General features: G+C 71.3%; 14 protein-coding genes. 11 read left to right on the top strand and 3 right to left on the bottom strand.

Annotation, left to right across the window (positions count from 1 at the left end; genetic code table 11):
- Positions 1–7: 7 nt before the first annotated feature.
- From infA to truA, 7 genes are all read left to right on the top strand, one after another.
- A complete protein-coding gene (infA, locus tag WA762_RS08535; RefSeq protein WP_003956442.1) occupies positions 8–229 on the top strand; it encodes a translation initiation factor IF-1 in 222 nt (73 codons plus the stop codon).
- A gap of 60 nt (positions 230–289) precedes the next feature.
- Positions 290–403 carry a 50S ribosomal protein L36 gene (gene rpmJ / locus WA762_RS08530; protein ID WP_003956441.1) on the top strand — a complete coding sequence of 38 codons (114 nt, stop codon included), beginning with the start codon at positions 290–292 and terminating at the stop codon, positions 401–403.
- 195 nt (positions 404–598) lie between these two features.
- Positions 599–979: a 30S ribosomal protein S13 gene (gene rpsM / locus WA762_RS08525; protein ID WP_335934396.1), complete on the top strand. Its 381-nt coding sequence runs from the start codon at positions 599–601 to the stop codon at positions 977–979.
- A gap of 104 nt (positions 980–1,083) precedes the next feature.
- Positions 1,084–1,488, top strand: a complete 405-nt coding sequence (gene rpsK, locus WA762_RS08520; RefSeq protein WP_125496499.1) for a 30S ribosomal protein S11 — start codon at positions 1,084–1,086, stop codon at positions 1,486–1,488.
- A 122-nt stretch (positions 1,489–1,610) separates the two neighbouring features.
- Positions 1,611–2,633: a DNA-directed RNA polymerase subunit alpha gene (locus WA762_RS08515; protein ID WP_335934394.1), complete on the top strand. Its 1,023-nt coding sequence runs from the start codon at positions 1,611–1,613 to the stop codon at positions 2,631–2,633.
- 178 nt (positions 2,634–2,811) lie between these two features.
- Positions 2,812–3,315, top strand: a complete 504-nt coding sequence (gene rplQ / locus WA762_RS08510) for a 50S ribosomal protein L17 (protein ID WP_335934393.1) — start codon at positions 2,812–2,814, stop codon at positions 3,313–3,315.
- A gap of 111 nt (positions 3,316–3,426) precedes the next feature.
- Complete coding sequence (gene truA, locus WA762_RS08505) at positions 3,427–4,317, top strand: tRNA pseudouridine(38-40) synthase TruA (RefSeq protein WP_335934640.1); 891 nt, start codon at positions 3,427–3,429, stop codon at positions 4,315–4,317.
- A gap of 81 nt (positions 4,318–4,398) precedes the next feature.
- Here the strand turns inward: truA and WA762_RS08500 are convergent, their stop codons facing one another.
- Positions 4,399–5,250: a hypothetical protein gene (locus tag WA762_RS08500; protein WP_335934390.1), complete on the bottom strand. Its 852-nt coding sequence runs from the start codon at positions 5,248–5,250 to the stop codon at positions 4,399–4,401.
- A 91-nt stretch (positions 5,251–5,341) separates the two neighbouring features.
- Here WA762_RS08500 and WA762_RS08495 point away from each other — a divergent pair, with 91 nt between their 5' ends.
- From WA762_RS08495 to glmM, 4 genes are all read left to right on the top strand, one after another.
- Entirely contained in the window at positions 5,342–6,961 is a 1,620-nt protein-coding gene (locus WA762_RS08495) for an ABC-F family ATP-binding cassette domain-containing protein (RefSeq protein ID WP_335934388.1), read from the top strand.
- Positions 6,962–7,333: 372 nt separating this feature from the next.
- Positions 7,334–7,777 carry a 50S ribosomal protein L13 gene (gene rplM, locus WA762_RS08490; protein ID WP_335934386.1) on the top strand — a complete coding sequence of 148 codons (444 nt, stop codon included), beginning with the start codon at positions 7,334–7,336 and terminating at the stop codon, positions 7,775–7,777.
- A 44-nt stretch (positions 7,778–7,821) separates the two neighbouring features.
- Positions 7,822–8,340 carry a 30S ribosomal protein S9 gene (rpsI, locus tag WA762_RS08485; RefSeq protein ID WP_335934384.1) on the top strand — a complete coding sequence of 173 codons (519 nt, stop codon included), beginning with the start codon at positions 7,822–7,824 and terminating at the stop codon, positions 8,338–8,340.
- A gap of 307 nt (positions 8,341–8,647) precedes the next feature.
- Entirely contained in the window at positions 8,648–10,006 is a 1,359-nt protein-coding gene (gene glmM / locus WA762_RS08480) for a phosphoglucosamine mutase (protein ID WP_335934382.1), read from the top strand.
- Positions 10,007–10,067: 61 nt separating this feature from the next.
- Here the strand turns inward: glmM and WA762_RS08475 are convergent, their stop codons facing one another.
- On the bottom strand, positions 10,068–11,033 hold the full coding sequence (locus tag WA762_RS08475; RefSeq protein ID WP_335934380.1) for a DUF389 domain-containing protein: 966 nt from the start codon (positions 11,031–11,033) through the stop codon (positions 10,068–10,070).
- 112 nt (positions 11,034–11,145) lie between these two features.
- A complete protein-coding gene (coaA, locus tag WA762_RS08470; RefSeq protein WP_335934377.1) occupies positions 11,146–12,141 on the bottom strand; it encodes a type I pantothenate kinase in 996 nt (331 codons plus the stop codon).
- Positions 12,142–12,185: the final 44 nt, after the last annotated feature.

The following is a 12,185-nucleotide window of genomic DNA, read 5'->3' as shown; positions in this document are numbered from 1 at the left end:
GCGAAGCGTGGCCAAGAAGCAAGGTGCCATCGAAATTGAGGGCACCGTGATCGAGTCCCTCCCGAACGCCATGTTCAAGGTGGAGCTCCAGAACGGTCACAAGGTCCTCGCGCACATCAGCGGCAAGATGCGGATGCACTACATCCGTATCCTCCCGGATGACCGGGTCGTCGTGGAGCTCTCTCCGTACGACCTGACGCGTGGCCGGATCGTCTACCGCTACAAGTAGATCTTGCCCGCACCGCGCCCCGTCGCGGTGATGGCACTGACCCGGAGAACCTGACATCCCATGAAGGTCAAGCCGAGCGTCAAGAAGATCTGCGACAAGTGCAAGGTGATCCGCCGCCACGGCCGGGTCATGGTCATCTGCGACAACCTGCGCCACAAGCAGCGCCAGGGCTGACGCACGACCACCTGCATCTCGCAGTACTTCGCGCGACGCACGTAACAACGTACATACGCAGAGTCCGTCCAAGCTTCGGCTGACGGCACCTCCGGCGGGGGCCGGGGACCCGGACGTACCACCTCTCGGCACGAGGGGTCGGCGGTCGGGAGCGGCTCTGCGGAAGACCCCCGACATGACAACTGGAGCCATTGCATGGCACGCGTTTCAGGTGTTGACATCCCGCGCGAAAAGCGCGTGGAGGTCGCCCTCACCTACGTCTTCGGCATCGGGCGCACCCGGTCCAAGGAGATCCTCGCCTCCACCGGCGTGAACCCGAACACCCGTGTTCGCGACCTGGCCGAAGAGGACCTGGTCAAGATCCGCGAGTACGTGGACGCCAACCTCCGCACCGAGGGTGACCTCCGCCGCGAGATCCAGGCCGACATCCGCCGCAAGGTCGAGATCGGCTGCTACCAGGGTCTGCGCCACCGCCGTGGCCTTCCGGTCCACGGCCAGCGCACCAGCACGAACGCTCGTACCCGCAAGGGCCCGCGTCGCGCGATCGCCGGTAAGAAGAAGCCGGGCAAGAAGTAGTCCTCAGCGGACGCACTGCGGACGTCCGGACCACCGGAACCCGCAGCAACCAGCGGTCTTCGCTGTAGGACCGATCACCTCCCCTCTCCATCTGGAGTCAAGACATGCCCCCCAAGGGACGTCAGGGCGCAACCAAGAAGGTGCGTCGCAAGGAAAAGAAGAACGTCGCTCACGGCCACGCGCACATCAAGAGCACGTTCAACAACACGATCGTCTCGATCACGGACCCCTCGGGCAACGTGATCTCCTGGGCCTCCGCCGGCCACGTCGGCTTCAAGGGCTCGCGCAAGTCCACCCCCTTCGCCGCGCAGATGGCCGCCGAGTCGGCCGCCCGCCGCGCGCAGGAGCACGGCATGCGCAAGGTCGACGTCTTCGTGAAGGGTCCGGGCTCCGGCCGCGAGACCGCGATCCGTTCGCTCCAGGCCACCGGCCTGGAGGTCGGCTCGATCCAGGACGTCACCCCCACCCCGCACAACGGATGCCGGCCGCCGAAGCGCCGCCGCGTCTGACGTCTTCGCGGGCGTAGCACCGCGGGTCCGGGCGGTACGGCCCTCTTGGGGCGTACCGCCCGTACCCTTGTCAGTACCTGGGGGCGTCAAATAGTGGGCGCCCACGACTGAAGGAACGCAACATGCTTATCGCTCAGCGTCCGTCGCTGACCGAAGAGGTCGTTGACGAGTTCCGCTCACGGTTCGTGATCGAGCCGCTGGAGCCGGGCTTCGGCTACACCCTCGGCAACTCCCTCCGCCGCACCCTCCTCTCCTCGATCCCCGGTGCCGCCGTCACCAGCATCCGGATCGACGGGGTCCTGCACGAGTTCACCACCGTGCCGGGCGTCAAGGAGGACGTCACCGACCTCATCCTCAACATCAAGCAGCTGGTCGTCTCCTCGGAGCACGACGAGCCGGTCGTGATGTACCTGCGCAAGCAGGGCCCGGGTCTGGTCACCGCCGCGGACATCGCCCCGCCGGCCGGTGTCGAGGTCCACAACCCGGACCTGGTCCTGGCCACGCTGAACAGCAAGGGCAAGCTGGAGATGGAGCTGACCGTCGAGCGCGGTCGCGGCTATGTCTCCGCCGTCCAGAACAAGCAGGTGGGCCAGGAGATCGGCCGTGTCCCGGTCGACTCCATCTACTCGCCGGTGCTCAAGGTCACGTACAAGGTCGAGGCGACCCGTGTCGAGCAGCGCACCGACTTCGACAAGCTGATCGTCGACGTCGAGACCAAGCAGGCCATGCGGCCGCGCGACGCCATGGCGTCGGCCGGCAAGACCCTGGTCGAGCTGTTCGGTCTGGCGCGCGAGCTCAACATCGACGCCGAGGGCATCGACATGGGCCCGTCCCCGACGGACGCCGCGCTCGCCGCCGATCTGGCGCTGCCGATCGAGGAGCTGGAGCTCACGGTCCGCTCGTACAACTGCCTCAAGCGCGAGGGCATCCACTCGGTGGGCGAGCTGGTGGCCCGCTCCGAGGCCGACCTGCTCGACATCCGCAACTTCGGTGCGAAGTCGATCGACGAGGTCAAGGCGAAGCTGGCCGGCATGGGCCTGGCGCTCAAGGACAGCCCGCCCGGATTCGACCCGACGGCCGCCGCCGACGCCTTCGGCGCCGACGACGACGCGGACGCCGGTTTCGCGGAGACCGAGCAGTACTGAGCCGTTCACGGTGCGTGGTCCCGGGGCCTCCGGGACCACGCACCGTGGTGAGGCTCCGCCCTCGCCCGCCGGAGGGGACCCGTCCCCGTCCGTAGCGAGATCTTCCGCGTGGCGTCCGCCGCGCGGGAACTGACACCGGTACCTGACACGGCCGGTGCAGCACACAAGGAGAAGAACCATGCCGAAGCCCGCCAAGGGTGCCCGTCTGGGCGGCAGCGCCGCGCACGAGAAGCTGCTTCTGAACAACCTCGCGAAGTCGCTGTTCGAGCACGGCCGCATCACCACGACCGAGGCCAAGGCCCGCCGCCTGCGCCCGGTCGCCGAGCGCTTCATCACCAAGGCGAAGAAGGGCGACATCCACAACCGTCGCCTGGTGCTGCAGTCGATCACGGACAAGGGCGTCGTCCACACGCTCTTCACCGAGATCGCCCCGCGGTACGAGAACCGCCCCGGTGGTTACACCCGCATCACCAAGATCGGCAACCGTCGTGGCGACAACGCCCCGATGGCCGTGATCGAGCTGGTCGAGGCGCTGACCGTGGCCCAGCAGGCCACCGGTGAGGCCGAGGCCGCCACGAAGCGCGCGGTCAAGGAGGACGCCCTCAAGAAGGACGCCGCCGCGACCGAGGCCGTCGAGGACGCCAAGCCGGCCGACGCCGACGCCGAGTCCAAGGACGCCTGAGCGTCACCGGACCGCTGGACGGGCCCGCATCACCCTTCGGGGCGGTGCGGGCCCGTTCCGTAGGCGGGGCCGCGGGACGGTGCGGGAAGAAGATCTGTGGGGTGAATGACGATGGGTGACCAGGTGGAGCCCGGGTCCGTGCGGCTGCGGCTGGACCTGGCGTACGACGGCACGGAGTTCTCCGGCTGGGCGAAGCAGACCGCCCGGCGGACCGTGCAGGGGGAGATCGAGGACGCGCTGCGGACCGTGACCCGGTCGGCGCGGACGTACGACCTGACCGTGGCCGGGCGCACCGACGCCGGGGTGCACGCGCGGGGCCAGGTCGCCCATGTCGACCTGCCGGACGAGGTGTGGGCCGAGCACGGGGAGAAGCTGCTGCGGCGGATGGCCGGGCGGCTGGCGGCCGATGTGCGGATCTGGCGCATCGGCGAGGCGCCGGCCGGGTTCAACGCCCGGTTCTCGGCGCTGTGGCGGCGTTACGCGTACCGGGTCTGCGACCGCCCCGGCGGGGTGGATCCGCTGCTGCGGGGTCATGTCCTGTGGCACGACCGGCCGTTGGACGTCGACGCGATGAACGAGGCGGCGGCGCGGATGACCGGCGAGCACGACTTCGCGGCGTACTGCAAGAAGCGGGACGGCGCCACCACCATCCGCACGCTGCAGAAGCTGAGCTGGGTACGGGACGAGGACTCCGGCATCCTCACGGCGACGGTGCAGGCCGACGCGTTCTGCCACAACATGGTGCGGGCGCTGATCGGCGCGGCGCTGTTCGTCGGCGACGGGCGGCGCTCTCCCGAGTGGCCCGCCCGGGTGCTGGCGGCCCGGGTGCGGAACCCGGGGGTGCACGTGGTGCGCCCGCACGGCCTGACGCTGGAGGAGGTCGCCTACCCCGGCGACGCGCTGCTGGCCGCCCGGGCCGAGGAGACCCGCCGGATGCGCACGCTCCCCGGGGCGGACGGCGGCGACGGCGCGGGGGAGCGGGGCGACGCGGGCTGCTGCTGAGGCGCCGGGCCCCGGACCGATGCGCGCGCGTCGGTCCGGGGCCCGCCCGCGCCGTCGGCCGGTCCGGGACGGCCGGCCGGGTCAGCCGGTCTGGGCGGTGGCCGCGGCGGACGCCTGGAGCTCGCCGCGGTGGTGGATCTGACGGAACGTGAAGTTCGTCAGGTCGTTGCCCGCGGCGTAGGCGTCCTTGTCGTCGGTGGTGACGTTCCTGCCGTCGGTGAACCCGGTGAGGGAGAAGTAGGCATAGCGGCCGTAGGAGTTGGCGGTGCGGCGGCAGACCGTCCCGGTGGAGCAGAAGGCCGGCACACCGGAGCCGGTGAGCGCGGCGACGCCGCCCGTGGACTGCTGCGCCGCGCGCCGGGCGCGGGCCTCGGTGGGGAAGACGGCGATGCCGACGGTGACGGCGACGCCGTCCTTGCCGTACGTGGCCCGGATGAGCTGCTCGCAGCCGTTGGCGGCGAGGACCTGGCCCAGTCCGCTCTTGGTGGGGGCGGCGCAGTTCTCCGTGCGGTGGGTGGCGCCCTTGACGTAGACGCGGTCGCCCATCGTCAGCTTTCTGCCGGGGAAGAACGCCTCGACGGTGATCGGCGCCTTGTCCTTCCTGGCGTCGGATATGTAGTCCTTCGGGTCCGGCGGGGGCGGCGGCGCCACCGAGGAGAAGGACGGCTCGGGCCCGGTGGTCTCGTCGGGCAGCTCGTCCGGCGCCGGGAGGCGGCTCGCGTTCCGGCCGGGGGCGTCGGCGTCGCCCTTGCCGCTCGCGATGACGGCGGTGGCCACGATCGCGCCCACCGCGGCGGTGGCGAGCGCCCCGCCGCCGATCAGCAGCCACTTCTTGCGGCGGTTGCGCGCCGAGGACGCCTCGGCGAGCGCCGCCCAGTCCGGAGTCGGCGTGCCCCCGGGCCCCCACGAGGGCCCCCCTTGCCCATAGCTCATGCGGCGCATCCTAATGCGGTGCGTCCGGGCGCGGCGGGGCCGGAAGATAATCCGTTTGGGCCGATGCGCGCGTGCCGTGACAATGGCGCGCATGGGACATCTCGAAGCGGGCCATCTGGAGTACTACCTACCGGACGGGCGGGTGCTGCTCGGCGACGCTTCGTTCCGGGTGGCGGACGGGGCCGTGGTCGCCCTGGTGGGGGCCAACGGCGCCGGGAAGACGACCCTGCTGAGGCTGCTCGCGGGGGAGCTCCGGCCGCACGGCGGTTCCGTCTCGGTGAGCGGCGGGCTCGGCGTGATGCCGCAGTTCGTGGGCTCGGTGCGGGACGAGCGCACGGTCCGGGACCTGCTGGTGTCCGTGGCCCAGCCCCGGATCAGGGAGGCCGCCCTGGCCGTGGACCGGGCCGAGGAGCGGATCCTGGAGGCCGACGACGAGGCCGCGCAGATGGCGTACGCGCAGGCGCTGAGCGACTGGGCCGAGGCCCGCGGCTACGAGGCCGAGACCATGTGGGACATCTGCACCACGGCCGCGCTCGGCGTCCCGTACGAGAAGGCGCGGTGGCGCGAGGTCCGCACGCTGTCCGGCGGCGAGCAGAAGCGGCTGGTGCTGGAGGCGCTGCTGCGCGGGCCGGACGAGGTGCTGCTGCTCGACGAGCCGGACAACTACCTCGACGTCCCCGGCAAGCGGTGGCTGGAGGAGCGGCTGAAGGAGACCCGCAAGACGGTCCTCTTCGTCTCCCACGACCGGGAGCTGCTCTCCCGCGCCGCCGAGAAGATCGTCAGCGTGGAGCCGAGCCCGGCGGGCAGCGACGTCTGGGTGCACGGCGGCGGCTTCGACACGTACCACCAGGCCCGCAGGGACCGGTTCGCCCGGTTCGAGGAGCTGATGCGGCGCTGGGAGGAGGAGCACGCGCGGCTGAAGGCGCTGGTCCTGCGGCTGCGGCAGCAGGCGGCGAACAGCCCCGACATGGCGTCCCGCTACCGGGCCATGCAGACCCGGTTCAAGAAGTTCGAGGAGGCGGGCCCGCCGCCGGAGCCGCCGCGCGAGCAGGACATCAGGATGCGGCTGCGCGGCGGACGGACCGGGGTGCGGGCGGTGACCTGCGAGGGCCTGGAGCTGACCGGGCTGATGAAGCCGTTCGACCTGGAGGTGTTCTACGGCGAGCGGGTCGCGGTCCTCGGCTCGAACGGCTCCGGGAAGTCGCACTTCCTGCGGCTGCTCGCGGGCGAGCCGGTCGCGCACACGGGCGCCTGGAAGCTCGGGGCCCGGGTGGTGCCGGGGCACTTCGCGCAGACCCACGCCCATCCGGAGCTGCTGGGGCACACCCTCGTCGAGATCCTGTGGAAGGAACACGCCAGGGACCGGGGCGGGGCGATGTCGGTGCTGCGCCGCTACGAGCTGGAGCGGCAGGGCGACCAGCCGTTCGAGAAGCTGTCCGGCGGGCAGCAGGCCCGGTTCCAGATCCTGCTGCTGGAGCTGGCCGGGACGACCGCGCTGCTGCTGGACGAGCCGACGGACAACCTGGACCTGGAGTCGGCCCAGGCCCTCCAGGACGGCCTGGAGGCGTACGAGGGGACGGTGCTGGCCGTCACCCACGACCGGTGGTTCGCGAAGTCCTTCGACCGGTATCTGGTGTTCGGCTCGGACGGCGTCGTGCGGGAGTCGAAGGAGCCGGTCTGGGACGAGCGGAGGGTCGAGCGGGCGCGCTGAGCGCCCGGCCCGCGCCTCTTTCGCCGGGCGCGGTGAGGGGCCGGCGGGGGTCCGACGGGGGCCGGGGGCGCGGGCCGTCGCCGCGGACCTCCGGCCGGCCCCGCCGGGCGGGCCGGCCGCGCCCGCGCGATCCTGGCCGGTCGGGGGCCCGTGCGGGGGATTTTGACTCGCACGGGGGGTCGGCGGTAGGCTCCTGGTTTGTTATGCGTATTGGCTTGGTCGTTCTCACGCGAGGGGCCCTTACGCCGGTCCACCGGGCCGATGACCAGCGGCAGGCACTCGGTTTGCGTCCCCGTGTTCCGCCAGGGCTGGTGTGATCGGCCGTGGTGGCCTTGTCAGGACCCACTCACTGAAGAAGCGAAGGCTACGACCGTGCGTACGTACAGCCCCAAGCCCGGCGATGTGACGCGCCAGTGGCACATCATCGACGCGCAGGACGTCGTCCTGGGACGTCTGGCCTCCACGGCCGCGAACCTCCTCCGCGGCAAGCACAAGGCGACCTACGCCCCCCACATGGACATGGGCGACTTCGTCATCATCATCAACGCGGACAAGGTTCACCTGTCCGGCAACAAGAAGACCCAGAAGATGGCCTACCGCCACTCCGGGTTCCCGGGTGGTCTCCGCTCGGTCCGTTACGACGAGCTCCTCGCGAAGAACCCCGAGAAGGCCGTCGAGAAGGCCATCAAGGGCATGATCCCCAAGAACAGCCTGGGCCGTCAGGTGCTCTCGAAGCTCAAGGTCTACGCGGGCGACCAGCACCCGCACGCTGCTCAGCAGCCGGTCCCGTTCGAGATCACCCAGGTCGCGCAGTAGTTCCGGCCTCCCCCTAAGACCAAGAGAAAGATCTGAGGAGAATCGTGGCCGAGACCACTGTTGAGAACCCGGTCGAGGGCGAAGAGGTTTTCGCCGAGGTGACCACCTTCGAGTCCGAGGTTCCCGTCGAGGGCGAGTACACCAGCGAGTCGCTGGCCTCCCGCTTCGGCGACCCGCAGCCCGCCGCCGGCCTCGGCCGTCGGAAGAACGCCATCGCCCGCGTCCGGATTGTTCCGGGCACCGGCAAGTGGAAGATCAACGGGCGCACCCTTGAGGACTACTTCCCCAACAAGGTGCACCAGCAGGAAGTCAACGAGCCCTTCAAGGTGCTCGAGCTCGACGACCGCTACGACGTCATCGCCCGCATCTCGGGCGGCGGCATCTCGGGTCAGGCCGGCGCCCTGCGCCTCGGCGTGGCCCGTGCGCTGAACGAGGCGGACGTGGACAACAACCGTCCGACCCTGAAGAAGGCCGGTTTCCTCTCCCGCGACGACCGTGCGGTCGAGCGCAAGAAGGCCGGTCTCAAGAAGGCCCGCAAGGCGCCGCAGTACAGCAAGCGCTAATCCGCCTGCTGCGCAGCAGCTCTGTACGTCCGCCCCGGTCAGCACACCTCGTGCCGACCGGGGCGTTCGTCTATCGGCACCCCTGGGCGTATAACGGCATAAGACGTTCATACGCTTGATCGTGCGGCTATGGGGCCCCGGCGGCCCCGGGAGTCCGCACGCCTTCCGGCGCGGTGCTTCGGACGTCGGCCTCCGTGGGGTGCCCGGCGTCCGCCGCACCGCGCGGTGCGCGGGGGGCGGCTGTATTGCTTTGCTTTGGTTTGTCTTGGTTTGTTGTGCGGTTTCGAAGCATCTTCGGAGGACACCAGTGGGACGACTCTTCGGCACGGACGGTGTGCGCGGTGTCGCCAACGCGGATCTGACGGCCGAGCTCGCGCTCGGTCTGTCGGTCGCTGCGGCGCATGTGCTCGCCGAGGCGGGCACCTTCGAGGGGCATCGGCCGACCGCCGTGGTGGGGCGCGACCCACGGGCGTCCGGGGAGTTCCTGGAGGCCGCCGTCGTCGCCGGGCTCGCCAGCGCGGGCGTGGACGTGCTGCGGGTCGGAGTGCTGCCCACCCCCGCCGTGGCGCACCTGACCGGGGCGCTGGGCGCCGACCTCGGGGTGATGCTGTCCGCCAGCCACAACGCCATGCCGGACAACGGCGTCAAGTTCTTCGCGCGCGGCGGGCACAAGCTCGCGGACGAGCTGGAGGACCGGATCGAGGCGGTCTACGAGCAGCACCGCACCGGTGAGCCGTGGACCCGCCCGACGGGCGCCGGGGTGGGCCGGGTCACCGACTACGCCGAGGGCCTCGACCGGTACGTGGACCACCTGGTCGGCGTCCTGCCGAACCGGCTCGACGGGCTGAAGGTCGTCCTCGACGAGGCGCACGGCGCGGCCTCCCGGGTCTCGCCCGAGGCGTTCACCCGGGCCGGGGCCGAGGTCGTCACGATCGGCGCCGACCCGGACGGCCTGAACATCAACGACGGCTGCGGCTCCACCCATCTGGAGCTGCTGAAGGCCGCCGTCGTCGAGCACGGCGCCGACCTCGGCATCGCGCACGACGGCGACGCCGACCGCTGCCTCGCGGTGGACGGCTCGGGCGAGGAGGTCGACGGCGACCAGATCCTGGCCGTGCTCGCGCTCGCCCTGCGCGAGGCCGGGAAGCTGACCAAGGACACCGTGGTCGGCACGGTCATGTCCAACCTCGGCTTCAAGACGGCCATGGAGCGGGAGGGCATCCGGCTCGTCCAGACCGCCGTCGGCGACCGCTATGTGCTGGAGTCGATGAAGGCCGAGGGGTATGCCCTGGGCGGCGAGCAGTCCGGCCATGTCATCGTCCTTGACCACGCCACCACCGGCGACGGCACGCTGACCGGCCTGTTGCTGGCGGCCCGGGTCGCGGCGACCGGCCGCACCCTGGCCGACCTGGCGGGCGTGATGCGGCGACTGCCGCAGCTGCTGATCAACGTCCCGGACGTCGACAAGTCCCGGGTGAGCACCTCCCCGGAGGTCGCCGCCGCCGTCGCCGAGGCCGAGCGCGAGCTGGGCTCCACCGGACGCGTGCTGCTGCGCCAGTCGGGCACGGAGCCGCTGGTGCGGGTCATGGTCGAGGCCGCCGACATCGAGCAGGCGCGGTCGGTCGCCGGGCGCCTGGCCGACGTGGTGAAGTCGGCGCTGGGCTGATCCCCGGTCCGCGACCGGGCGGGTGCGCGCGAGCGAGCCGTGCCCGCCCGGTCGCGGGGGCTCAGCGCCGGCTGCCGGACGGACGGGCCGCGCCACGGCCCGTCCGGCGGCGGTGGGCCGCCCACAGCGCCTTCTGGAGCAGCAGGGTCAGCACCCCCGCGACCACGATCCCGCCCAGGTTCGCCAGCAGTTGGGCGGCCGACCCCCACATCTGGCCGTAGTCGCCGTAGCTGAACGCCACCGCCGCGTTGGCCCCGGCCGGCACGGTCGTCACGGAGATGGCGACCCCGATCAGCGCCCCGGACTTCGCCGAGGTGAGCGAGAGCGTCCCGGCGACCCCGGCCAGGAACGCCACCACGAACGACAGCGCGTCCGGCTTCCAGATGAACGCCGTGTTCGGCCGACCGGCCTCGATCATCGACCGGTCGAACAGCCCGAAGGCGTCCATCAGCCAGGCGAACCCGGCGGTCAGCACCATCGCCGCGGCGAACCCGCCGATCAGCGCCCACAGCGAGCGCAGCGCGAGACGGGGAGCGCGCTGCACGAGGGCCGTGGAGATCCCGGCCAGCGGCCCGAACTCCGGGCCGACCGCCATCGCGCCCACGATCAGGATCGCGTTGTCGAGCATCACACCGCAGGCCGCGAGCATCGACGCGACGGCGAGGAACGCCACATAGGTGACGCTGAACGTGGACTCCTCGCTGGTCGCCTCCGTCAGCTCCTCCCACAGCACCGCGTCCGCGCCCTCGCCCGGCGCCTCCTCCTCCGCCCGCTCGGCGCGCGCGGAGAGGGTGAGGTCGAGGTTCTCCATGCTGATCGACCCCTGCTCGTCGATCCCGAGCCCGCGCAGCGCGGCGATCAGGTCGTCGCCCGCCTCGCGCGCCACGTCGCACATCACCACGTCGCCCACCGGGTCGCGGGCCACCCCGGGCAGCACCACGAGATGGGCGGTGCCGGCGGTGCCCTCCACCAGGCTCACCACCTCGTCCGTACGGTCGGCCGGGACGATCAGGCGCAGATGCAGCACGCGAAGGGCTCCTCGATGGGGCGGACGGCGAGCGGGGGACGGGGCCGGGGGAGAGAAGACGGGGCGCGGGGCGGCACGGGCGGACGCCGAACAGGAGCCGGGCGACGGCCGGTCAGAGTTTGCGCAGGGACAGCCGCCGGACCTTGTGGTCCGGTCCCTTGCGCAGCACCAGGGTGGCACGGCTCCGGGTGGGCGCGACGTTCTCCACCAGGTTGGGCCGGTTGACGGTCCGCCACATCGTGGCGGCGTACTCCATGGCCTCCTCCTCGGAGACCTGGGTGTACCTGCGGAAGTACGAGGACGGGTCCTGGAACGCCGTCGCGCGCAGCTTGCGGAACCGGTCGAGGTACCAGCTCTCGATGTCCTCGGGGCGCGCGTCCACGTACACGCTGAAGTCGAAGTAGTCCGCGAGCCCGATCCTGGTCCGGCCGTCCTTGCCGGGCAGCGCGGGCTGGAGCACGTTCAGCCCCTCGACGATCAGGATGTCGGGGCGGCGCACGGTGAGCCGCTCGCCGGGCACGATGTCGTAGATCAGGTGCGAGTAGACGGGGGCCGTCACCTCGTCCTTGCCCGCCTTGATGTCCGCCACGAACCGGGTCAGCGCCCGGCGGTCGTACGACTCGGGGAACCCCTTGCGCGACATCAGCCCGCGCGCCTTCAGCTCCTTCATCGGCAGCAGGAAGCCGTCCGTGGTGACGAGTTCCACCCGGGGGTGCTCGGGCCAGCGGGCCAGCAGCGCCTGGAGGAGGCGGGCGGTGGTGGACTTGCCGACCGCGACACTGCCCGCGACCCCTATGACGAACGGGGTGCCGCGCTGCTCGCCGTGCCCGTTGCCCGCGTCCCCGAGGAAGGTGTTCAGCGCGCCGCGCAGCCCGGAGGTGGCCTGGACATACAGGTTGAGCAGCCGGGAGAGCGGCAGATAGACGTCCCGGACCTCGTCGAGGTCGATGACGTCCCCGAGCCCGCGCAGCCGCTCCACCTCCTCGGCGCTCAGCGGCAGCGGCGTCCGGTCGCGCAGGGCGCTCCACTCGGCGCGCGACAGGTCGACGTACGGCGTCGCCGCGTGCTCGGCGCGTCGGTGGGTGCTCCGTGGCGGCGAACTGATCACGGGTTCATTGTCGCGGGAGTTCGGACGCGGCGGGAGGTGGGCTC

The sequence above is a fragment of the Streptomyces tyrfis genome (assembly GCF_037034285.1).
Taxonomy (GTDB): Bacteria; Actinomycetota; Actinomycetes; order Streptomycetales; family Streptomycetaceae; genus Streptomyces.
Note: the sequence above shows the minus strand (reverse complement) of the source record. Positions and strands in the feature narration are given on the sequence as shown.